This is a genomic window from [Clostridium] fimetarium, from assembly GCF_900111235.1.
Lineage (GTDB): Bacteria > Bacillota > Clostridia > Lachnospirales > Lachnospiraceae > Clostridium_N > Clostridium_N fimetarium.
Map to the genome: position 1 here is coordinate 13,739 of NZ_FOJI01000012.1, position 24,658 is coordinate 38,396.

General features: G+C 35.3%; 21 protein-coding genes. 18 read left to right on the plus strand and 3 right to left on the minus strand.

All coding sequences use genetic code 11. The annotated features are described in order from the left end of the window. Positions 1 to 264 precede the first annotated feature (264 nt). The 8 genes from BMY18_RS14515 to BMY18_RS14550 all read left to right on the plus strand — a co-directional run bounded on the left by BMY18_RS14515 (position 265) and on the right by BMY18_RS14550 (position 8,276). A complete protein-coding gene (locus BMY18_RS14515; protein WP_092455328.1) occupies positions 265 to 1,500 on the plus strand; it encodes an MFS transporter in 1,236 nt (411 codons plus the stop codon). A 17-nt stretch (positions 1,501 to 1,517) separates the two neighbouring features. Further along, on the plus strand, positions 1,518 to 2,198 hold the full coding sequence (locus tag BMY18_RS14520) for a response regulator transcription factor (RefSeq protein WP_092455330.1): 681 nt from the start codon (positions 1,518 to 1,520) through the stop codon (positions 2,196 to 2,198). A 92-nt stretch (positions 2,199 to 2,290) separates the two neighbouring features. Further along, positions 2,291 to 3,214, plus strand: a complete 924-nt coding sequence (locus tag BMY18_RS14525) for an ABC transporter ATP-binding protein (protein WP_092455332.1) — start codon at positions 2,291 to 2,293, stop codon at positions 3,212 to 3,214. Further along, complete coding sequence (locus BMY18_RS14530) at positions 3,207 to 4,004, plus strand: ABC transporter permease (protein ID WP_092455334.1); 798 nt, start codon at positions 3,207 to 3,209, stop codon at positions 4,002 to 4,004. Before BMY18_RS14525 ends, BMY18_RS14530 begins: the two co-directional genes overlap by 8 nt. Before the next feature lie 157 nt (positions 4,005 to 4,161). After that, positions 4,162 to 4,917 (plus strand): sensor histidine kinase, encoded by a 756-nt coding sequence (locus BMY18_RS14535; protein WP_330386001.1) that lies wholly within the window; start codon positions 4,162 to 4,164, stop codon positions 4,915 to 4,917. A gap of 163 nt (positions 4,918 to 5,080) precedes the next feature. Beyond that, positions 5,081 to 6,211 (plus strand): GGDEF domain-containing protein, encoded by a 1,131-nt coding sequence (locus BMY18_RS14540; protein WP_092455336.1) that lies wholly within the window; start codon positions 5,081 to 5,083, stop codon positions 6,209 to 6,211. 50 nt (positions 6,212 to 6,261) lie between these two features. Beyond that, positions 6,262 to 6,951 (plus strand): response regulator transcription factor, encoded by a 690-nt coding sequence (locus tag BMY18_RS14545; protein ID WP_092455337.1) that lies wholly within the window; start codon positions 6,262 to 6,264, stop codon positions 6,949 to 6,951. After that, complete coding sequence (locus BMY18_RS14550; RefSeq protein WP_092455339.1) at positions 6,939 to 8,276, plus strand: HAMP domain-containing sensor histidine kinase; 1,338 nt, start codon at positions 6,939 to 6,941, stop codon at positions 8,274 to 8,276. The genes BMY18_RS14545 and BMY18_RS14550 overlap by 13 nt, the downstream gene beginning before the upstream one ends. Before the next feature lie 10 nt (positions 8,277 to 8,286). Here BMY18_RS14550 and BMY18_RS14555 read toward each other — a convergent pair whose 3' ends face one another. Together BMY18_RS14555 and BMY18_RS14560 are read right to left on the minus strand one after the other, a co-directional pair. Next, positions 8,287 to 9,042 (minus strand): ABC transporter ATP-binding protein, encoded by a 756-nt coding sequence (locus BMY18_RS14555; protein ID WP_092455340.1) that lies wholly within the window; start codon positions 9,040 to 9,042, stop codon positions 8,287 to 8,289. Positions 9,043 to 9,133: 91 nt separating this feature from the next. Further along, entirely contained in the window at positions 9,134 to 11,446 is a 2,313-nt protein-coding gene (locus BMY18_RS14560; RefSeq protein WP_092455341.1) for an ABC transporter permease, read from the minus strand. Positions 11,447 to 11,692: 246 nt separating this feature from the next. On the opposite strand from BMY18_RS14560, the gene BMY18_RS14565 reads away from it, so the two are divergent. The 3 genes from BMY18_RS14565 (at position 11,693) to BMY18_RS14575 (ending at position 14,847) form a co-directional block, all read left to right on the plus strand. Then, entirely contained in the window at positions 11,693 to 12,040 is a 348-nt protein-coding gene (locus BMY18_RS14565) for a PH domain-containing protein (protein WP_170841421.1), read from the plus strand. 164 nt (positions 12,041 to 12,204) lie between these two features. Then, positions 12,205 to 13,368, plus strand: coding sequence for an FIST signal transduction protein (locus BMY18_RS14570; protein WP_092455345.1), 1,164 nt, complete (start codon positions 12,205 to 12,207; stop codon positions 13,366 to 13,368). 45 nt (positions 13,369 to 13,413) lie between these two features. Then, positions 13,414 to 14,847 (plus strand): aldehyde dehydrogenase family protein, encoded by a 1,434-nt coding sequence (locus BMY18_RS14575; protein WP_092455347.1) that lies wholly within the window; start codon positions 13,414 to 13,416, stop codon positions 14,845 to 14,847. A gap of 524 nt (positions 14,848 to 15,371) precedes the next feature. On the opposite strand, the gene BMY18_RS14580 is transcribed toward BMY18_RS14575, so the two are convergent. Further along, complete coding sequence (locus tag BMY18_RS14580; RefSeq protein ID WP_092455349.1) at positions 15,372 to 16,127, minus strand: IclR family transcriptional regulator; 756 nt, start codon at positions 16,125 to 16,127, stop codon at positions 15,372 to 15,374. Between the two features lie 321 nt (positions 16,128 to 16,448). Between BMY18_RS14580 and BMY18_RS14585 the strand changes: the two genes are divergently transcribed. The 7 genes from BMY18_RS14585 to BMY18_RS14615 all read left to right on the plus strand — a co-directional run bounded on the left by BMY18_RS14585 (position 16,449) and on the right by BMY18_RS14615 (position 24,648). Further along, complete coding sequence (locus tag BMY18_RS14585) at positions 16,449 to 17,264, plus strand: MerR family transcriptional regulator (protein WP_092455351.1); 816 nt, start codon at positions 16,449 to 16,451, stop codon at positions 17,262 to 17,264. Positions 17,265 to 17,455: 191 nt separating this feature from the next. Beyond that, positions 17,456 to 20,086 carry a pyruvate, phosphate dikinase gene (gene ppdK, locus BMY18_RS14590; RefSeq protein WP_092455353.1) on the plus strand — a complete coding sequence of 877 codons (2,631 nt, stop codon included), beginning with the start codon at positions 17,456 to 17,458 and terminating at the stop codon, positions 20,084 to 20,086. A gap of 39 nt (positions 20,087 to 20,125) precedes the next feature. Further along, positions 20,126 to 20,785, plus strand: coding sequence for a hypothetical protein (locus BMY18_RS21425; protein ID WP_092455355.1), 660 nt, complete (start codon positions 20,126 to 20,128; stop codon positions 20,783 to 20,785). Between the two features lie 449 nt (positions 20,786 to 21,234). After that, positions 21,235 to 21,501, plus strand: a complete 267-nt coding sequence (locus BMY18_RS14600) for a hypothetical protein (protein WP_092455357.1) — start codon at positions 21,235 to 21,237, stop codon at positions 21,499 to 21,501. Positions 21,502 to 21,930: 429 nt separating this feature from the next. Beyond that, complete coding sequence (vanR, locus tag BMY18_RS14605; protein WP_092455359.1) at positions 21,931 to 22,629, plus strand: VanR-ABDEGLN family response regulator transcription factor; 699 nt, start codon at positions 21,931 to 21,933, stop codon at positions 22,627 to 22,629. Beyond that, positions 22,622 to 23,725: a vancomycin resistance histidine kinase VanS gene (gene vanS, locus BMY18_RS14610; RefSeq protein WP_242941050.1), complete on the plus strand. Its 1,104-nt coding sequence runs from the start codon at positions 22,622 to 22,624 to the stop codon at positions 23,723 to 23,725. The genes vanR and vanS overlap by 8 nt, the downstream gene beginning before the upstream one ends. Positions 23,726 to 23,868: 143 nt before the next feature. Continuing rightward, positions 23,869 to 24,648, plus strand: coding sequence for a M15 family metallopeptidase (locus BMY18_RS14615; RefSeq protein WP_242941051.1), 780 nt, complete (start codon positions 23,869 to 23,871; stop codon positions 24,646 to 24,648). Positions 24,649 to 24,658: the final 10 nt, after the last annotated feature.

The window sequence follows — 24,658 nt, forward strand, 5'->3', positions numbered from 1 at the left end:
ATTTTAGCATATCCCTTCAACTTACTAAATATTTAGATAGAAAATGCATTTTGTAGGTATTCTAAAATATTGTGGTATCAAACATCTATATGTTGTATAATTATTGTTAAAGTAGTAGGAATTATATGAATATAGAAGGTATATTACAATAATCAAATGCATTCGGAATTGAAGACAATCAGAATTAAAGACAACCGGAATGAAAGAAAATCGTAATTAAAGGTAATTGATTTTTAAGTAGTCAAATTGAAAGAGAGATATTTTATGAATGTTACAAATGAAGTTAACAATAAATTCAACAACCCTTTTGTTTCTTTGAAACACAAAAATTTCAGGTATTATTGGATAGGTATGTGTATTTCATTAATAGGTACGTGGATGCAAAATATTGCACAACCATGGTTGGCGTACTCGTTAACGAACTCTCCATTTTTATTAAGCTTAATAGGAATAGTTCAATTTACACCGGTATTAATCTTTTCGTTATTTGCGGGAATTATTATTGATAAACACTCGAAAAAGAAGATTTTAATATGTACGCAATCAGCTTCGCTTGTAATTACCTTAATACTTGCGATATTGGTATGGACTGGAAACGTACAATATTGGCATATTTTAATTTTGGCAACGGCGCTTGGAATTATTAATACAATGGATATGCCAACACGACAATCGATTGTTATAGAGCTTGTTGGAAAAGAATATTTAATGAATGGAATTGCTTTAAATTCGATGTCTTTTAATTTAGCAAGAATCATAGGACCTGCTATAGCAGGACTCGTAATGGGATATGCTGGAATCGCAGCATGTTTTTTTATTAATTCAATTAGCTTTGCAGCAGTTTTAATTAGTTTGTTTTTTATTAAGGTAAAACCGTTGGAAAGAAAACCCCACAAAAGTACGAAAGTAATAGAAGAAATCAAAGATGGACTCAAGTATATTTACAATAATAAGGTACTATTTAATACTATAGTAGTGGTGGCAATCGTAGGTACATTTGCTCCAAATTTTAGTGTGCTTGTTCCTGTTTTTGCAAAAGAAATACTAAAGCAAAACGAAGCAGGATTTGGTATTCTTATGTCCTTTATGGGATTAGGCTCATTTGTGGGTGCAATGTTTATAGCAACATTAAGTACATCTGGACCGAAAAAGTTCTATATTTATGTAACGCCATTTCTTGTAGGCGCCGCATTGATTATTACAGGTTATACGAGTGTTTTCATATTGACAGGAATTTTTCTTGCAATTACAGGATTCTTTTTTATAATATTTGCATCTAGCGCGAACTCAACAGTACAACTTAATTCAGGCAATGAGTATCGTGGCAGAGTAATGAGTGTATATACGTTAGTATTTGCTGGAAGTACACCGTTGGGAAATCTATTTGCGGGATTGCTTACGGAACGCTTTAATGCAAGGATAGGATTTGCAGCTTGTGGTGCTGCGATAATTGTGCTTATGATTCCTTTAATGATATATAAAAAGAAAAGGAAAAATTAATTGGATGGGGAGAAAACGTGGACAAAATCTTAATTGTTGAGGACAACAAAGATGTAAATACAATGCTAGCAGAGGTGCTGACTGATGAGAAATATGAGGTCGATTCTGCGTACACAGGCATAGAGGGGATTAAAAAAATCAAGGACCAGGAATATGATCTGATTCTACTTGATATTATGCTTCCATATAAAAGCGGAGACGAAATACTCAAAGAAGTGCGTGAATTTTCAGATGTACCTATAATAATTATCTCCGCAAAGGATATGATAGGAACCAAAATTGAGCTTTTAAAAATGGGTGCTGATGATTATATTACAAAACCTTTTGACCTGGAAGAAGTAATCGCAAGGGTCGAGACAAATCTGAGACGCTCTAAAAGACGAGAAGCAACAGAAAAGATATTTCGTTATAAAGACTTGGTGCTTGACGGCAATGCAAAGCGGATAACCGTCAATAACATAGAACTGGAGCTGACTGCAAAGGAATGTTTGATTATAGAATTGTTACTCAAAAGTAGAGGCAGGGTATTTACCAAAGCAAATCTGTATGAAACCATATGGCAGGATACATATTTAGGAGATGATAATGCTGTAAAAACGCATATAAGCAATCTCAGAAGTAAACTAAAAATTGCAAATCCAGATAATGAATATATTGAAACTGTTTGGGGACTTGGTTATCGTATGTATAAAGAATAATCTTATCGAAATCTTAACAACTATATTTTAAACTTAACTTTCTCTAAACCTTTGTGATTTATGCTATTAATATAGAAAGGATAGGTGAGTAGATGAAAGAATATGTTTTGAAAACGAATAATTTAACAAAAAGATATCATGGTGTAAATGTTTTGCAAGATGTGCAAGTTGCTTTGGAAGCCGGGAAAATATACGGTTTAATTGGACAAAACGGTGCTGGGAAAACGACGTTAATGAGGGTCGTTTCCGGGCTAGCCTTTCCCACAGAGGGAAGTATTGAGCTTTTTGGTCTAAGCGGTGATGGGATTTTGCAGGAGCAAAGAAAAAGAATGGGTTGTATGATTGAGTATCCTAGTTTCATTCCTTACATGACGGCACAGGAAAATCTTACATATCATAGGATATTAAGAGGAGAACCAAGTAAAACCATAGTGAGCGAATTATTGAAAACGGTTGGCTTGGATAATACGGGAAAAAAGAAGGCAAAGAACTTCTCTCTTGGCATGAAACAACGTATGGGTATCGCTATAGCATTACTCGGAGACCCCGAATTGCTCATTTTAGATGAGCCTATCAATGGGCTTGACCCAATAGGGGTGGTAGAGATAAGGAATTTGCTGACTAGATTGTGTGAGGAACGCCAGATGACAATTCTTATATCTAGTCACAATTTACCAGAACTTTATCAGATGGCAACAAACTATATCATTATCCATGAAGGAAAAATCAAGCAATCACTTACATTAGAAGAACTTGAAGAAAACTGCAAACATTATATTTTAATTGGCAGCGATCAGCCAGAAAAGCTAGTGAGTATTTTAGAGATGCAGTTAGGAACAACAAACTATAAGGTAATGCCTGATAAGACGATTAAACGCTATGACCATTTGGATGACAAGAGTTTAGTTGCAAAGGCTATTTCTGATAATGGAATTATTGTGACGAATTTTTCTATTGAGGGAGATACACTGGAAGATTACTTTATTTCTGCGATTGGGGGTGAACTGAATGCTTAATTTAATTCAGGCAGATTTATTTAAAATGCGAAAATCACCAGTAATTAAAATTTTATTTGGAATTACAACGTTATGTGCCATAGTAATGACCATAATGGCATATTTGATACCACAAGGTGTAATCGGTGATAAATATACTGGAATTGGTTTTCTTTTCTCCGATTTAAATGTCATAAGTATTTTGGGGGCTGTTTTAGCCGGTATTTTAATATGTGGTGATTTCGAAAATAAAACAATACATGAAGCTGTTACAAGTGGATGTAATAGAGGTGCTATCATAGTAAGCAAAGCTGTCGTATTTTTTAGTGCACTGGCATTTATTCTTATTCCATATGCTATCATTACAGGTATTGCTTTGGGTACTGGTGCTAAGTTTGATATGGGCGCTGTATCGGCAGGATTTTTGAATATACTATCAAAAGATTCTGGAATCGCATTGAGTGCATCGGGAATTTTGAAAATATTAGCAGCTATGCTGACACTGATGCTTGTATATATGGCACAGTTGAGTCTATGCGTGCCACTTGCGTTCGTACTTAAGAAACCGGTCCTTGTTGTTGTTAATTATTACGGACTTTCAATAGGTAGCGGACAGTTAGCAATTTTGAGTAGCAGTTCTCCTGTCTTAAAAAATATATTGTCCTGGACGCCATTTGGTGGAAACTACTCTTTTTTAACCATGAATTCGGGACCAGGGGATTTATTAAAGGCAATTGTGGTTTGTTTTATATGTATTATCATAATGATTGTTATTGCATTCAGTTTGTTTAGAAAATCAGAAATCAAGTAAAGAAAGGTTGGTAGAAGGGTTGATAATTGCAATTTGTATTTTGATTATTATAGTATGTTTACTTGCGTCGTATATAGCCCTTCTCCAGTATCAATTTGGTAATATAAATAGTCAACTTGAAAAACGACTGACAGGCGACATAAGGCGGCCTATCAGATTGGAACTCATTAACCGCCAGTTAAATCAATTGACTGCCAATATAAACAAGTGCTTAAAGGCGGAGGAAACCCTCCGTCTTGAGAGCGTTCGGGAGGAAAAGCAATTTAAAGGTTTAATTGCTAATATATCCCATGATTTAAGAACACCGCTTACGGCCATAAAAGGGTATCAACAACTTCTAAAAAATAGCGAGTTAACACAGGATCAACAAAAAAAACTCGAAGTTGCTATAAAGCATGCAGATGAATTGGGACATCTGATTGAACATTTTTTTGAATATTCATATCTTTTAAATGCAGAAATAAAACTAAACATTGAGAAAATTAATCTTACATATGTTGTTACAGAATGTCTTGCTGCATCAATTGCTTCATTTGAAAAACGCGGTCTTATGGTACAGCTTAAGGAAACACAACCAGTCTTCGTGCTAGCCGATCAGGAAATGTTGGTACGTATCGTTCAAAATTTAATCCAAAACTGTGTAGTCCATTCCTCCAGTAATGTTGTGGTTGAAATTTTAGCTATGGAAAATGCCGTAATTTCATTTAAAAATCTAGTCGAAAATGCTACTGAAATTGATGTGAAGTGTCTATTTGACCGTTTCTATACATCAGATCAGGCAAGAAGAAAAACGACTGGTTTGGGATTGTCTATCGTTAAACTATTGGCAGAGCAGATGGGTGGAACTGTAAATGCAAATTTGTTAGGTGAAGAGTTGGAGATAGCGGTGGAACTACCTATATATGCGCGTTAAAATCATGTTATGTTTATACAAAATAATCTAGTATACCATAATATATTGGAAAAAAACAGCACTATTATTGTTGTTTCAGTATTGAAATTGTGATATCATACTACTATAGTAGCGATACAATTAGAGGAACTTATCAATGATGCTGATATAGGAGTACAAATGAATGAATTTAATAGGTAATATAATTATAAACATTTATTCAATTGCAGTTTTGCTTATTGTTTATATCCAATATGTGAAAAAGCAGGAAAAAGAATTTTTGCAATATAAAATTTTTCTAATGATGTTAAAGACAACTGTTTTTCTATTGATTGTTGATATATTTTCCAGATTTGATGGTAGTCCAAATACAATATATGTTTACATAAATCGTATTTGTAATTTTGCTGCGTTTTCACTTAACCTTGTTCTCCCTTCATTATGGATATTATATGTTCATGATCAGGTGGTTCAAGAAGAAAAATTCACAAGGCGACTAATTTTTTCATTGATTTTTTTAAATTTGATAAATTTTATTAGTGTCATATTTTCACAATTTTATGAATGGTTTTATTATATTGATGACGAGAATATGTATCATAGACTTCCACTTTTTTTTGTTCCAGTTGTATTGGTTATAATGTTTATGGCTGTAGGGATAATGATGCTTATAAAAAATAGAAAAAAGATTGAGAAGAAGAATTTTGCTTCTTTGATTTTTTTTGGTGTTCCACCATTTGTAGGTGTTCTTTTACAAGCTACTTTTTATGGCTATTCATTAATGCTGAATTGTCTAGCACTTTCGATGCTAATTGTATTCGTAAACATACAGAATCATAATATGTACACTGATTATCTTACAGGAGTAAATAACCGGAAAAAGCTTGATCTTTACTTGAGGGATAAAATCAATGCAAGTATTGAAAATAAGACTTTTTCGGCTATTATGATAGATGTAAATGATTTTAAAGCTATTAATGATACCTTCGGACATAATATAGGTGATGATGCACTTAAAATTTGTGCAAAACTGCTTGCTAGCTGTGTTGAGGAAGATGACTTTATAGCGCGTTTCGGCGGTGATGAATTTTGTATTATTTTATACACATCTGATGAGAATATATTAGAAGAAACTGTATGCAGAATTAAGAACTATTTTGATAAATTCAATCAATCAGGCAAGCATCCTTATAAGCTAGAAATTAGTATTGGTTATGCATTATACGACTACAATTCTTTTATGAAAGTGGAAGATTTCCAAAAGAAGCTTGATGTATTGATGTATAAGAATAAAGAGCTGGTTAAAAAAATGTAGACAAGCGTAAAACAACATTTTTTCTTAAAACAAACAATGAGGATAATTCCATGGCAAATGAAAAAATACTAATAATTGAAGATGACATAGATTTATCAAACGTTATGAGGGATTTTTTGTCTAACGATGGATATCAGATAAAGCAAGCATTCTCAGGGAATGAAGGCTTGGATATGTTGCAAAAACTGGAGCCGGACCTGATTATACTTGATATTATGCTACCAGGTATTGATGGTATTGAAGTATGCAAAAAAATTAGAGAAGATAGATACGTACCAATCATTATAATTTCTGCTAAAAAATCGGATTATGATAAGGTTTTGGCATTAGGAGTTGGTGCTGATGATTATTTGACGAAACCATTTTCTCAGATAGAACTAGTGGCCAGAGTGAAATCACATTTACGTCGCGCAACTAATTTTCTACCAGCGAAGAGTGCAAAGAGTGCAAACAAAATATTTGGACAATTGTGCATTAATAGTGCTTCATACGAGGTTGTTGTTGACGGGAAACGAATTGATTTTTCACCTAAGGAATTTCAACTGCTTGATTTTTTATCAGACAACCCTGCGCAAGTGTTTACAAAGGAGCAATTGATTGATCAGGTGTGGGGATATACCGAGTTTATCGATGAGAACACAATTGCAGTTTATATAGGTCGTATTAGAGAAAAATTAGCTAGGGAACATGTGGAATTGATAAAGACAGTTTGGGGAGTAGGATATAGATGGGAAAGCTGACAATTAAGCTGAAAATATGTGTGCTATTGGTTGCTATTTTAATTGGAGTTGCTAGCCTATGTGTAAGCATCGTGGTAGTAAATGAGAGAAATACTGATAGGGATATGTTTAACAGAACCAAAGTGCTCCTAAATAACGGAATTTACATGGCTAACGGTTTGGATTTTTCTGAGTTGGATCAATATACATACTCAGTAGTGAATTTATCGGGCAAAGTTTTATATTCTAATGATCTGAAATCTCCAGTAGGCGAGCAAATGGAATTGAAAATGCTATCAGGAATGTCAAAGGGTGACATTGCATCTGATGATATGATATATTCAACACCATTTATTAGAAATGATGTTCAGGTAGGAACTATCTATGTTTCAGTGCCCTATAGTTTAGTAAGTGACAAACATGTATCCGTATATGTCATTATGGCATTTATTATCATTTATATTATTAGTACGATCTTTCTTTTGATTAGGCTTATGTTTAAGGATATTCTTGAGCCGATTAGTATGATACATAAAGTAACAAATAGTATAAGGGATGGTCATTTTCAGGATCGTTTATATTATGATTATGATGGAGAGATAGGAACGCTCTGTCATGATTTTGAAGGTTTGCGTTCGGATTTGGAGTATTCTACTGAAAACGAAAAAAAACTGAAAGAAAAAGAGAAACTACTGATGGCATATATTTCTCATGATCTTAGAACTCCAATTGCAACGATATCAGGTTACGTGGAAGGAATTCACAATGATATAGTGAAAGGGGACAGAGTACATGAGTACACATCTATAATTCTAAAAAAAATCGGTATGCTGAATTCTCTTATTGACGATATTCTCGAACATTCCCAAGCACAACTACATGAATTTGAAATCAAGAAATGCGAATGCTATTCGAGAAAATATTTTGATGAGATCATGATAGAAGCGAAGCAAGATGTTGATAAAAAGGGACTTACATTTTCTTACAGTCAGATACCTGATGTACTGATCAATATTGATGAAAAACGAATCAGACAGGTTATGCAAAATCTTCTTGGAAATGCTATGAAATTTACGAATGAGGGTCAAATAAGCGTTAATTATAAAGTGGAGAATGATTATTTGTTAATTGCTGTAAGAGATACTGGTATCGGCATTGCAGCCATCGATATTCCTATGGTATTTGGTGAGTTTTATAGAGGTGAAAAAGCCAGAACCCTTAATGTACAAGGCTCCGGCTTAGGACTTAGTATATCCAAATATATTGTTGAACAACATGGTGGTAGAATAGAATGTGACAGTATATTAGATCAGTGGACTGAAATACAGTTTTCTATCTCAATTTAGACAGTGGCTATTACCATCCTTGTTCTTTTAAGAAATCAAATACAACAGCTTTTCGTTCGCTTTCTTTTTCGCTGGAATATTTTCCGAGATTTAGCTCCGCATATATACGGCCATCAGACATATACAATAATCTAGTTGCGCGGGTGGCAGCTTTTAAATCATGCGTTACCATAACGATAGACTGACCATTATTGTTTATGTTAGTCAAGCTGTCAAGCACTTGTCGCCCACTCGAAGAGTTAAGCGAACCAGTGGGTTCATCACCAAATATAACCTTGGGATTGCCGATTAATGCCCTACATATTGCGACGCGCTGTTGCTGCCCGCCGGACATCTCACTTGGGTATTTGTCTTTTTCTTCAGTAAGTCCGAACTTTTCTAGAAGCTCCAGAGATTTCTTGTTTACATTTTCTTTTGAATCAGATCCATAGCCTATATAGGCAATATTTTCAAATGCAGTTAAATCATGCAGCAGATTCATACTCTGAAATATAAAGGAAACTTCGGTTTTTCTGAACTTACTGAGTTTTTTTTCTGTCATACTTGACATATCATTTCCAAGTATAGTTAATGTTCCACTTGTAGGCTTATCCATTGAACTGATTGCGTATAGTAGGGTGGATTTTCCACCGCCGCTGCTACCCATAATTACTGTGAAATCACCTTCATATATTTCCAAATCTATATTTTTGAGTACATTCATACCGGTTTTTCCAAGAATATAAGTCTTACATAACTGTTTTGTTTCTATAATTTTATTTTTCATTTCATTTTCCCTCTTTCATAATTAATCTATATTTCTGACATAGTTTGCTCATAAATTTCAATATTCTCATTCATAGCTATAATTCGTACGTTTATTCTTCCATCAACTTCTTAGGTGAAATCTTCTTGATTGGAAGGCTGAGAAGTATGGTTATTAAAATGATGACACTCAACCCACTTACCAGTAATATTGTAGTTTCAAAGGCTTCTGTTTTGTATGCATTTACACTCATAACGGCATAATAGATGCTGTGTGTGAATGCGAGATTTAAGATAGTAGCAATTATTAATCCAAGGGCACTTAACAAAGATAGTCTAAAAACATTTCGTCTTATGATATATCCATTTGAAAATCCATAAGCCTTCATAATACCAAAATTGCGTTGTTGTTCATTGTTGTTCATAACGATTATATTAATAATGTTTAGCAGCGTAAATGCAAAGAAGATTACGATAATAATGATTGTTACAGGTATCATGATTGACATGATGGATACTTTTATGTCATCAACAAAATCAAGCATCGTTTCGAATTTATAATCAGAAAAATGTTCCTTGATATCAGCTCTAAATGCATCTATATCTTTTGGATTCTTTAGGTTAACTCCGATTTTGGTGTAATATAATTCCTTTGGTACATCTGAAAATGTAGAGGTTACAAATGATAACGAAGGGGGCATCATGGTATCATAGATTCCAGAAATCATAAGATTGGTTTCAACACCATTAATGACTAGAGTGATATAATCACCAATATCGTAATCGGTATTTTTTAAAGTAAGTGAATCGATTGCTACTTCTTCTTTGTTTTGAGGTGGGCGGCCATGACGATAAGTGATTCCTGTCAGTTTATAATCAAAGGTATTGAAATCGGTCACATTGGCATATTTTATATTGATATTGTCTTCATTACTAAGTACACTCACTTTAGAAAATAATTCACCAGTAATATAGCTATCAACATAATCGCTATTTTGTACATAGTCAATTAATTCTTGTGTTAGGGCATGGTCTTCCTTGGTTATGAAACAATCACAATTAGGACCTGAAATCCAAGCTGGGGCATTCTTTTCCATACGACCGAACGAGATACATATATTTACTAGCATGATTGCTATGAAAAATGATGTGCCCACAATAAGTACAATAATTGCGGAACGACTCTTGTACTTAAAGATATCATTGATAGCCATACTAAATGAGGAATGCGCATTTTTAATCAGTGACTTTCTTAGCTTTGCCTTGGAGGAAGAGGTCCCAACGCGAAAGGCATCAACAGGCGTGATTTTTCGTATTCGTCTGAGTGCAAACCATATACTAAATATTAGAATTAAGCTGGTAATCAAAATTACAAAAACGCAGGAGTATATGGAAGCTTTGCTCAGGCTGTAATCACCTATATATTCCATAACGATTCGGCCGATGAAGATTGACATTGGCAATCCTAAAAGCGAACCGATTGTAATGGAAATGATTCCTACAAGAGCGTAGCATTTCTGATAAAACCCCATAATTTCTAAGTTTGTATAGCCTACAGATTTATAAGTCCCAATAGCGCTATATTCATTTAGAATTGTATTTCTTATAAAAAATAAAATAATTACAATTGTCATTATTAGCATAAATCCTGCTGATAATGTTCCAAGACTAGATATTAAGGAAGTAATCATAGTAGCTTTTAATTTCATAGCGGACAATGTGTCGTAACTTTCAGCATGATAGTCATCTGTATAGACAGTATCAAGCCAGTCTTGAATGGTCTGGCTATTAGTATCGGTGGTAATACAAATCAATTCAAGTGCTTGCTGGCTGTCAAACCAATCCGTATCCGCTTGATTGATGAATATCGCAGCGCCGGTTGTCATAGATACTGGCTTTCTGGTGTCATTAACAAGGGTGGAAACCGTAAGTGGTTTCGTAGTGTTACCGACTTTTATATCAAATGTGTCATTTACAAAAATACTGTGGTTGTCAGCAACGATATTTTGTACCCAGACTTGACCAGGTGCGGGACAGGTGCTTTGCAAATCACCATCGACGGGTGTGAGCTTGAATGGCAAATCAGTATAATCTGATAGTACAATGGCATATAACGGATTGATATAACTTTGTACAAGCGTATTATGATGATTAATATCAAGAGAAGCAATGTAATAGCACTCGTATGTTTTTATTGAAGTTATATCATCTCGTTCTTTTGATTTTTCTTGTATTAGTTTGCTGGTTCCTGGGGTTGCATAGAGCAGGAGGCTTGCATTGCTAGAATCATCATACTGACTGTCGGTATAACGCTCCACCTCTTTACTGAAACTAATACAAGTGGATAGAATCATAGTCGCAAAGGCTAGAATAAACCCTAGTACAATAAATTGTAATTTTTTCTTTTTAAGCTTTTTAATCCACATAAATCTATTTCCTTTCTGTCTGTATCGAATTGTTTGGTATATAGACAGTGTAGTATTTTAATCTTACTCAGTTATGACTAAATTATAAACAAATTCTTACTATGTAAATAATACCATAAAATGTATTTTTAGTATTATAGGATTTGAAATAATGTAAATGAAATATACAAATAAATAGATATAAAATGGTTTGGAGGTTTTGCTATTATTTCTATACTAATCATTCCTGTTATGTGTATCTGGTTAATGTTTGAAGAATTTACTCCAATCAGTTTGAAACTTTCAAATAATCAAATTGTAGCTGAGCATCTGAAAGTAGAATATGCAATCAATATTGACGATATTAAGGAAATCAAGATAATAACGCAACTTCCGAGAACACAAAAACGAATGGGTACAGGGATGGATAAGTTGGAAAAAGGGTCATTTTCGGTAGATGGATATGGTGATTGTGATTTGTGCTTGAATCCTCAAAATAAAACATTTATTGTCGTTACAACGGCGAGTAACACATATTTTTTAAGTGACGAAGATAATGCAGTTACACAGAAAGTATATGAAGAGGTTGAAAAAAGTAATATAATTTACCATTAATGTAAAAGAAACTATAATCATGCATAAAGAAAACAGCTGTTCCACAGAGTGGGACAGCTGTTTTGTTCTGCGGAATATACGTGTTGTATGTAAAAATGTATATTATATAATATATATATAGCAATTATTTATACATATCTAACAAAAATTGGGAGGTAATGAATATGTTAAAAGCAAATGTTGGATCAAGTACATTGGCAAATGCAGCTGATGCAGGAAAGAAAGCAGCGGCAGCTGCAAAAGTTGGATTAGGGGATATTAAGGTTGCATTTGTGTATGCAAGTTGTGCGTATGATATGAAGGCCCTAATTTCTGGTGTTGCTTCTGAATTTCCAGATGTTCCACTCTTGGGAAATACTTCTTTTACCGGTGTTATTACACAAGATGGTTTTATCTCATCGGATGACGGGTTTGTAGGTGTCATGGCTATTTCTGATTCAGATATGGCGGTGGGGGTAGCCGGTAAGGCACGTGGCGTAGATGCTTTTGAAGATGGAAAGTTACTAGCTGATGAAGCGATGAAGGCTGCAGGTAAGGATGTCGCTCCTACCTATTTCTATATGGCTGCGTCTCCAGCAGAAGAAGAATTTTATCTAAAAGGAATCAGTTCTGTAATTGGAAGAGTACCATTTTTTGGAGGAAGTGCAGCAGATAACAGCATTTCTGGAGATTGGAAACTGTATACGAAGGACCAAGTATTTGCAGATGGTGCAGTTGTCGCGTTTTTCTATGGAAAACCTATCACCAATTTATTTACAGGTGCTTATCATGAGACAAATGATTTTGGTGTTATCACAAAGATAGATGGAAACAGAACTTTACTTGAGATAGATGGAGTCCCAGCTACTCAAAAATATGCAGAGTGGTTAGGTGTTTCAAAGGATGCTGTTGCTGGTGGAAATCTTCTCGTAACTGCGATTACGTCTCCACTTGGCGTTAAGGATCGTCTTGGCGATTTAGTAGCAATTCGTCATCCTATGAATGGTAATGAAGATGGTTCTATGAACATTGGAAACAATTTGGCAGAAAAGACCTGTGTGATTCGTATGGAGGCTACGATTGATGAATTAATTTCTTCAGCAGGAGAAACATTACGAGCTTTAAAAGCGAAAATGGGTGGAGAGGCAGCAGCATTCCATTTGGTTCATTGTGGCGGAAGACGTGCTGGAATTGGCGATCGCATCAATGAAGTTGCAGATGCCATCAAAGCAGAAGCTGGAGATGTTCCATTTATAGTTGAATTTACATTTGGTGAATATGGATATGAAAGTGATAACAACAATACGTGCGGTGGCTTGATGCTTTCATTTACTGGGTTCTATAAATAATACATAAAGTAATATATAAAGTAAAATATAAAGGAGGACATTAATATGAACATGATTATTAATGGTAAGTTAGTAGAAGCTTCAGACGGTAAAGTACTTGAAATATTAAATCCAGCAACAGGCAAGCTTATTGATACAGTCCCAGCGGCAACTGAGGAAGACATTAAAAATGCTGTAAGTGCTGCAAAGGCAGCTCAAAAAATATGGGCAAAAGTTCCAGTATATGAAAAATCAACTATTATGAGAAAATTTATTGCTTTAGTAGAAGAGAATAAAGAGAGCCTGGCAAGAACATTGTCAGATGAAACAGGTAAACCAATTAATGAAGCGAGAGGCGAAATTGGGAATATTGCGATAGCGTTTGAGGCGTTTAGCGAGAAGGCTAAGCATTTATACGGAGAAGTGATTCCAGCAGGCTTGGAAGCGGGACAGGATAAACACATATTATTTACACAAAGAGAGCCTATCGGTGTAGTTGCATGCATCATTCCATTTAATTTTCCTTGCGACCTATTTGATCAGAAGGTAGCACCTGCATTGTTATCTGGAAATGCTGCCATTGTGAAACCATCTACCGACAATCCTTTAACACTTTGCAAGTTATCGAAATTATTGGTTGACGCAGGTGTAACCGATGGAGCAATTCAAATTGTGACAGGTCGTGGTTCAAAAGTTGGTGCATGGCTTTGCTCAAATCCCGATGTACATTTAATCACATTAACAGGTTCAACCGAAGTTGGCATTGAAACAGCAAAGACAGCCGCTGGCAACTTAACGCATGTGGCATTAGAGCTTGGTGGAAATGATGCATTTATCGTATGTGAAGATGCAGATGTTGATCTTGCAACAACAGAACTTATTTGGGGTAGAATGTATAACACAGGGCAAGTATGCTGTGCTTCCAAACGATTTCTTGTACATAGTAGCCGCGTTGAAGAATTTGCTGCAAAGGCTGTTGAGAAAATTAGCGCAATTAAGCGCGGTATGCCATCTGAAGAAACAGCTCAAATGGGTTGCTTAATCAGCGAAAAAGCAGCAATTGATGTTGAAAAGCAAGTAAATCTCACAGTAGATCAGGGCGGTAGAATTATCCTTGGCGGAAAGCGAAGTGGTGCATTCTACGATCCAACTGTTATCATTGATGTTCCAAAAACTGCAGATGTTGCAATCGATATGGAAATATTCGGACCAGTTGTTCCAATCATAGCATTTGACACAGTGGAAGAAGCAATCGAAATTGCAAATGCATCTATATTTGGACTTTGCGGTTGTGTGTTCAGTGAAAATATGAAAACTGCATTCAAAGTTGCCAATGCATTGGAGTGCGGCGGTTCAGTAATTAACGGAGCAAGTTTCTTTAGAAGCTTCGAAATGCCATTTGGTGGATACAAATTCTCTGGTATCGGGACAGAAGGCGTTTTAAGTACATTCAACGAAATGACAACGACAAAGACAATTGTACTCAAAAATATTTTGTAGACGGACGAAGAAACGGATATAGTTCCTCTTGTTCGCTATTGCCTCTACAGCCATACGGGATTGTCTGCATTCGGTTCGACACAAAAAGATGTGTCAACCGCCTGCAGACAATCGCGTATGGCTGTAACGGCAAATGCGGACAATTGAGGAACTATATCCGTTTCTTCTGCTCGTTGAAAGGATTTCATCGCCCCCCTTAGAAGACTAAAAGACTAGAAGACTAGAAGACGAAAAGACTAGAAGACTAGAAGCATCCGAAGCATTAGATCCTTCACAATCATCCGGGCCGGTATGTTTTTTCTTTGAAGGGGCGGCGCCGGTTGTTTTGCGCGACGAGTAGAAAAACCCTATGGATGTCCTCAATTGTACGCATTTGCCGTTACAGTCATATGAGATTGTCTGCAGGCGGTTGACACTGTTTTTGTGTCAAACCGAATGCAGATAATCCCATATGACTGTAGAGGCAATAGCGAACAAGAGGACATCCATAGGGTTTTTCGTCCGTCCAACCAAAACAACCAAGCTCATGCATAGCCGAGGCGGTGGGATATATTATCGGCGGCTTGTTTAACCTTACCGATGATTTCGGGTAATTTTTCATCGGTAATTTGATTGGTGGTTCCACTGATGCTGATGGAGGCTATGGCATCTGAGCGGTAATCAAAAATTGGCGCGGCAACACAGCGCTGTCCGAGACAATATTCCTGGTTGTCCATTGCCCAACCCTGTCTTCTGACTTGTTTTAGGTATTGCTTGAATTCATTTGGATTGGTAATTGTATATTCGGTATATTTTTTGAAGGTATAATTATATAATAATGTTTCAAGTTCTTCCCCTGATAAACAAGATAGTAGACACTTTCCCATGGAAGAGCAATATGCTGGAGATCGATATCCTGCTTGGGTATATTTGTTCATAGGAAGGGATATATCGAGGTTTTCGATATAAGAAATATCCGCTCCATGTAAAATTCCTAGATGTACAGCCATGTTGAATTCGGCTCGTAGTGCTTCAAGATAAGACTTTGCTTCGGTCTGGAGTTCCAATGTATTAATATGACTGCTTACAACATCAATCAATTTATAGCCAATTGAATAAGCCTGATTTTCGTCTTTTTCTACAAAACCACGTGAATGCATGGTCTGTAAAAGGCGAAATGCAGTTGACTTACTTATTTTTGTTGATTTGGCAATATCTGTCACACTCATTGATTTTCGTGAACAGGCAAGTGCTTCAATAATATCAAAAGCACGTTCCACTACTCTGACTTTTTCCTCCATAACTTTCACCACTTTCTTATATCCCTTAAATTATATAATATCTGATTCCGAAATAAAGTACAAGATGAGAATTGGAGAATTGATATTGAAGTCATGTAAAAGCAATATTTAAAATATAGTTAAGAGTTTTAAAAATACAGGAATAATGATGGTATTATTCATAGTGATATTCGTAGTGATATACGTAGTGATATTCATAGTAATATTTATAGTGAGTAATGCTTTGGTAATACAATACACAAAGTTTATCTGCTATGTTAAAATAATACTTGACTGTTACCCAGGGGCACGGTGTAGAACTAGAATAGAAGGGGGATTGCTATGCAAATTAAAGAGGTTGAAGTAACGACGGGACTTACTAAAAAAGCAATTCGTTATTATGAAGAATGTGGTTTGATTAACATTTCTAAAAAGGAGAATGGATACAAAGAGTATAATGAGGAAAATGTAAATACGTTACTGTTAATAAAAAAGTACCGACTTCTTGATTTTTCTGTAGATGATATTCGTAAATATATGAATAACGAAGATTGCAGAACGGTTATTGGTGAAAAACTTGCTGAGAATGAAGGGAAGATACTGCAGGCACATCAAGTAAAACAGATACTAGAAAAAATGTTAGAGGGAGAAAAAATCGAAAATATGGATATAGAAAAAAACTTATTGGAAGAAAAGAAGAAAGGATATATGTATATTAAAAATAACAATATGTTATTTGGAATAATGAATCTCATCATATTCATTTCTATTTATTCATATGTTTTTATGAATCATATTAAAAACGATAATTTTAGCATGACGTTTATAATAATAATTCAAGGAGCACTTACTGCTATATTTATAGGTATTACAGAGAAGAGAAAGAAGAGAGCAAGCTCATTGGACATTCTATTATTGGAAAGAAAGCCAATTGAAGTATTAGTACAACTATTTGTTAGTTCGTTTACATATGCATTGTCGTCAGTCATGTTATACGATGGAATATATTTAGCGAAAAAGTTTTATTTTGAATGGCAGGCAAGTTGGCTTCGAATTATGGCAACCGTGATGGTGGGAGTGGTATTTACAATAGGAAGTATAGTTATTTTAGGTTTATCATTTTGCGATCCTAATAAAAAATCACATGAATATATTTAATACAATCAAAAAAAGAGAAATAATGTTTTTTAAAAAAACATTATTTCTCTTTTTTGATTGTATTTTCCACAAAATGTAATATAATTAAGTTATACAGTAAGATAATTTAATCGTTTTTGTTTTCGTGTTTTCGTATTCGTATTTGGTTAAAAAGTTACAAAGAAAAATCATAAGTAAAAGGAGGATTTTTAATGAACAAATGGGTGTATTTATTTAAGGAAGGCAGTGCAGAGATGAAGAATCTGCTAGGGGGAAAGGGCTCTAATCTAGCAGAGATGACAAATCTTGGGTTGCCAATTCCACAAGGTTTTACAGTAACAACGGAGGCTTGTACAGATTATTACAAAAGTGGAAAGGAGATTACCGAGGAGATACAGGCACAGATTTTCGATTCGTTGAAGACACTTGAGGAGCAACAAGGTAAGAAATTTGGGGATACAGAAAATCCGCTTTTAGTATCAGTAAGATCTGGAGCAAGAGCATCTATGCCAGGAATGATGGATACAATTTTAAATCTAGGGCTAAATGATATATCTGTAGAAGGATTTGCGAAGAGAACAGGTAATGCAAGATTTGCATATGATTCTTATAGAAGATTTATTCAAATGTTTTCAGATGTAGTAATGGAGATGAGCAAAACATTTTTCGAGGGAATCTTGACAGAAGCTAAGGATTCCAAAGGAGTAAAATTCGATACTGATTTAACTGCGGATGATTTGAAGGCAGTTATTGTTAGATATAAGGCCATTTACAAAGAAAAAATGGGTGAAGAATTTCCACAGGAACCAACCGTGCAGTTAATGGAAGCGGTAAAGGCTGTTTTTCGTTCATGGGATAATCCAAGAGCAATTGTCTATAGAAGAATGAACGATATCCCAGGAGATTGGGGAACAGCAGTAAATGTACAAGCAATGGTATTTGGTAATATGGGAAATACTTCGGGTACAGGTGTAGCATTTACAAGAAACCCATCAACTGGTGAAAAGGGAATATACGGAGAATATTTAATCAATGCACAAGGAGAAGATGTTGTAGCAGGAATTAGAACACCACAGCCGATTACTAAGCTTGCAGCAGATATGCCTAAGGTGTTTGAACGTTTTATGGAGATCGCAAATAAATTAGAAGCTCATTATGCAGATATGCAGGATATGGAATTCACCATTGAAGATGAAACACTTTACTTCTTGCAAACAAGAAATGGCAAAAGAACTGCACCAGCAGCTTTGCAAATCGCATGTGATTTAGTAGATGAAGGAAAAATCACGCCAGAAGAAGCGGTTAAGAGGATTGATGCAAAATCACTAGATCAATTATTACATCCAATATTCGTGCCACAAGCGCTAAAAGATGGTAAAGTTCTTGGCCAGGCACTACCAGCATCCCCTGGAGCAGCATCAGGTAAAGTATACTTTACAGCGGATGAAGCGAAAAAACATAATGACGACGGTGAAAGAGTAATTCTTGTTCGTTTAGAGACATCACCGGAAGATATAGAAGGCATGCATGCAGCAGAAGGAATTTTAACAGTACGTGGCGGCATGACCTCACATGCAGCAGTAGTAGCACGTGGAATGGGAACCGCATGCGTATCAGGCTGTGGTGAAATCAGGATTGATGAACAAGCAAAGGTATTTGAGCTTGGTGGAGAAACCATTTCAGAGGGAGATTATATTTCGCTCGATGGTTCAACAGGCAAAATCTACTTAGGTGATATCAGTACAGAGGAAGCCGTTATCGGAGGCAACTTTGAAAGAATTATGGGTTGGGCTGATGGTTATAGAACCTTAAAGGTAAGAGCAAATGCAGACACACCAGCTGATGCAGCCAATGCGGTTAAGCTTGGTGCACAAGGTATTGGTCTTTGCCGTACAGAGCATATGTTCTTTGAACCAGATAGAATACCAAAGATTCGTAGGATGATTCTATCAACTTCGCAAGAGGCTAGAGAAGAGGCATTAAATGAATTGATTCCATTCCAGAAGGCAGATTTCAAAGGAATCTATGAAGTAATGGAAGGCAGACCAGTCACCATTCGGTTCCTAGATCCACCACTTCACGAATTTTTACCAACAGATGAAAAAGATATTGCAGATTTGGCAGCGGATATGGGACTGTCTATTGAGCAAATCAAAGATGCTTGTACATCCCTTCATGAATTTAATCCAATGATGGGACATCGTGGATGCCGTCTTGCAGTAACCTACCCAGAAATCGCAAGAATGCAGACAAGAGCAGTTATGGAAGCAGCGATTGAAATAAATGATGAAAAGGGCTTCAATATTATACCAGAAATCATGATACCACTTGTTTGTGAGAAGAAAGAACTGAAATACGTAAAGGACATCGTAGTTGAGACAGCAGAAAAAGTGAAGAAAGAAAAGAATTCTGATATCAAGTATATGATTGGAACAATGATTGAAATACCAAGAGCTGCTCTTTTAGCAAACGAAATAGCAGAAGAAGCAGAATTCTTCTCATTTGGAACAAATGATTTGACGCAGATGACCTTTGGATTTTCAAGAGATGATGCAGGCAAGTTCTTAGATGCTTATTATAAAACGAAGATTTTTGAATCAGATCCATTTGCACGACTTGACCAGAGCGGCGTAGGCCAGCTAGTCGAGATGGCGGCAAAGAAGGGGCGCTCGGTAAGGCCAAACTTGAAACTAGGAATTTGTGGCGAGCATGGTGGCGATCCAGCCTCCGTAGAATTTTGTCACAAGATTGGACTCAATTATGTGTCTTGTTCTCCATTTAGAGTTCCGATTGCTCGGTTGGCGGCGGCACAGGCGGCATTGAAAGAAAACACAAGTAAGTAATATATTGGACACTACCATGGGGGTAGTACAGGGGAGTATATGAAGAAAACCATAGGTTTAAGAAGAATACTTTTAATATCATCGATTATGTTATTGCTTACTGCTTTTTTAACAGCATGTGATAGATATATAGGTGAATCTGAAAAAAAACCAGTGATATATCTTTATCCGACTACAGAACAACAAGTGAAAGTACAATTAAACTACGATGGTAAATTGACATGCACATATCCCCAATATAATGACGGATGGGATGTAATTGCACATCCTGATGGTACGCTTACAAATATCGTAGATAATAGGGAATATTCATATTTGTATTGGGAAGGGATAACCAATACAGAGTTGGATATGTCAACAGGCTTTGTGGTAAAAGGAGCGGACACTGAAAAGTTCCTCCAGGAAAAACTTGAATATATGGGGCTAATACCGAAGGAATATAATGAATTTATCGTATATTGGCTTCCTATTCTTCAAGAGAATGCGTATAATTTTATCACTTTTGCTGGGAATGATTATGAGGATCTGGCACAGCTTAAAATCACCCCAGAGCCAGACTCGATATTACGAGTTATGATGGTCTATAAACCATTAGATAAACCGATACAGGTAGAAGAGCAGGAATTAAAACCATTTACAAGAGTAGGATTCACCGTTGTTGAGTGGGGTGGAACGCAGGCTAGAGGTGCTATGAAATAAATATTTGTTACGGCAGGTGTACCCTATTCGCGCAGGCAGCGTTGAAGCAAAAATTTATAGAAATAGTTATGGAGATATTTAAGGCATAATCTGTGGGCTGATATTATCATTAAGGTTTGTGGTACTTTATAATGCTTATATACAAAAAGACATTACAATTTATAGAAATATAAGTTGTAATGTCTTTATAATTTGATTACTTAATTTTTCAGAACAATAGATTCGATTCTTTTGTTTTAGAGAATTATATAAAAGATACAGAAATCGGTGTTGAAGTTAAATGATAGGGAGAGTTAGAAATGGATGATAGGAAACTTGATAACTTGATTCAAGAAAATAAAATAGATAAAATAATTGAATATGCTAAAAGTCTATCTGGATTAAAGTGTTTTTGAAGGATACATTTATATCATGGAAATTACAAAAAAATTGTGTAGGGGGAAAATAGATTGGATAAAAAGGATATTTGGAAGGCTCTAGAAATATCTGAGACAAGTAACGAAGACGGTATTAAGTTGGCATACAGGAAAAGGCTTGTTTTCGTAAATTCTGAAGAGGATGCGGAAGGGTTTATGCGCTTGAGGGAGGCTTATGAATATGCAATTCAGTTGGTGGGGGAGCCAAAAGTAAATAGTGAGGAAGAAAAAAATGAGGTAGATATATGGATTGATAAGATAGATGGTGTATATTCTTCATTTGTAGATCGAATTAATTGACACTGAGGCGAAATTATATAGAAAGAGTGGTGGAAGGTACTTAAGGTACAATTAGTGGGGCGACATAACTGTTAGTGTTTGGGCTATTATATATTGTTAAACTTCACAAAGAGCAATAATTTATGCTGTAAGAAAACCTTCTAAACAATTTGTTTTGAACACGAAAATAAGAGTGCTATTTTTGATTGTAGAAATACAATAGAGAATAGTACTCTTATTTTATTGTCAAATAATAGCGGTAGAAAGGACAGGTGTTATAATAAGACCTAAACATTGTATTTTAAAACCTATTTTGATATACTATATTAAAATAGGTTGACTCAGTGTGAACGTGAGCTATAATAAACTGTGAAAATGTTAATTGATAAAGATATAAAAAAGAGGCATAAGTATTATCAGACAGAACTGACAAGGGGAGTGACGAGACTAATGAGTGAAAGTATTTTGATTGTGGATGATGAAAAAGAAATTGCCGATTTGATTGAGGTGTACTTAAAAAATGACGGCTATTTAGTATATAAGTTTTATAATGGAGTGGACGCACTCAACTTTATCGAAACCAATAAATTGGATTTGGCAATTTTAGATGTAATGCTTCCCGATCTTGATGGATTTCATATTTGTCAAAAAATTCGTGAAACCCACTTCTTTCCTATTATTATGCTGACTGCAAAGGTTGAAGATATGGACAAGATTATGGGACTTACCATCGGTGCGGACGATTACATAACCAAGCCATTTAATCCGTTAGAGGTTGTTGCACGAGTAAAGACACAACTAAGAAGATATGTGCGATACAATCATACTGATGAGCAACATACAGCAGTTATTAACGAGTATGATATAAAAGGACTGATAATGAACAAGGATATGCACAAATGCACGTTATTCGGGAAAGAACTAACACTAACACCTATTGAGTTTTCAATCCTCTGGTATTTAGGCGAACACAGAGGAAAGGTTGTATCTTCCGAGGAACTGTTTGAAGCGGTATGGGACGAAAAATATCTAGATAACAACAATACCGTTATGGCACACATTGCGCGTTTACGCGAAAAATTACACGAGCCTGCTAAAAATCCTAAATTCATTAAAACTGTATGGGGAGTGGGGTATAAGGTTGAATAATGAAAACAAAAAACTAAAAAATCGAAGTAAAAGCATCTCCAGACGGATTTTATTTCGTCTGATAACTGCAATTGTATTATACACATTGTCAGGTATAGTGGTGTTCGTGGCAGCCGTAACATTTTATGGTCTTTTTACTTGGCGAGGTTATGAAATATTTTATCGAATTGCTCAATGGTTTGGTGTTAGAATCTACATGATTGCATTTTTATATTTTGGAATAGGTTTTTGTATTATTTTTCTCTATTATTGGAGAAAGCCGTTTCAGTATCTGGAAAAAATAGTAGATGCAACTGAAAATTTGTATCATTTAGACGACAGTTTAATTGTGCTTCCAGAGGAATTAAAAGAAATTGAATTGCAAATGAATCAAATTAAAATGACAGTACGTGATAGCGAACGTGCTGCAAGAGAAGCCGAACAGCGGAAAAACGATCTTGTGGTTTATCTGGCACACGACTTAAAAACGCCGCTTACATCCGTCATCGGTTATTTGACATTGCTCCGTGATGAAATCAAGATCTCGGAGGAACTACGTGAAAAGTATTTATCCATTTCGTTGGGTAAAGCAGAACGTCTTGAAGATTTAATTAACGAGTTTTTTGAAATTACTCGCTTTAACCTTACTAACATAACACTTGAGTTGAGTAAAGTGAATTTAACACGTATGCTCGAACAACTTATTTATGAATTCAAGCCAATGTTTTCGGAGAAGAATTTGCAATGCACATTAAACGTTGCACCTGATTTGATGATAAAATGCGATGTGGATAAAATGCAACGTGTCTTTGATAATTTATTACACAATGCAGTAAATTATAGCTTTGAGGGAAGTATGATTGATATTGTTGTTACACAGGATATCAATAACGTAAAAATCAACTTTATAAATCATGGTAATACAATTCCAAAAGGAAAACTTGATCGGATTTTTGAACAGTTTTATCGTTTGGATTCTGCTCGGGCCACAAAAAGTGGAGGTGCTGGTCTTGGCCTTGCAATTACAAAGGAAATTATCGAATTACATGGAGGTACTATTGCAGCAAATAGTGAAGATGAAATTATTACTTTTAATTTGGTAATTCCAGCTTTGTAGGAAAATCGTAAGAATTTTGTCACAAAGAAATAGAATTTCATTATAGAAAAACGGAAAAAGAGCATTCTTAATTTTGGTACAATTCATGTACCGAAGTAAGGGTGCTCTTTTGTTTCGTGCTAATAAGAGGAAGGAAAAAAATTATGAAGGAAGAACCAAAATACAATTCATTAATGTCTGCTAAAAAAAACAGGAAAGCGACGAAACGCAAAATAAAAAATACTACTTTAGCCATATTCATCCTATTTTTCCTTACTATAGTAATTTACGTTGCAAATATCGGTGGCAAACAAAAAGCGAATCAAATTAGAGACAATATTTCAAGTGTTGCACAATCAGCTGCTCAGAACAGTATCATAGATACGCAAAGAAACACTACTTGGAATTTGCTTCTTGTAAATTATTGCAACTATATTCCTGACAACTACTCGGTTAAGTTAAAGACAATCAGAAATGGTTATCAGGTAGATGAGCGAATTTATCTGCATTTACAAGAGATGTTTGATGCTGCAAAAAAGGTAGGAGTATATCCGCTTATTGGAGAGGCCTATCGTACAGCAGCGCAACAACAAAAGATGCTTGACGATAAAATCAAAGCTTATATTACAGAAGGCTATTCAAAAAGCGAAGCTGAAACATTAGCAAAAAAATGGGTGGCTGTGCCCGGAACGAGTGAGCATCAATTAGGATTGGCTCTTGATATTAATGCTGAAAAAGGTAAATGCACCAATGAAGAGGTATATCAATGGTTGGCGAAAAACAGCTACAAATATGGTTTTATTTTGAGATATCCTTCCGACAAAGTTGAAATAACAGGTACAAGTTATGAACCTTGGCATTACAGATATGTTGGTCAAGAAGTGGCAAAAGAAATATATGAACAAGGTATTTGTCTTGAAGAGTATTTGAAAAATTATAAATAAAAAGGAGAAT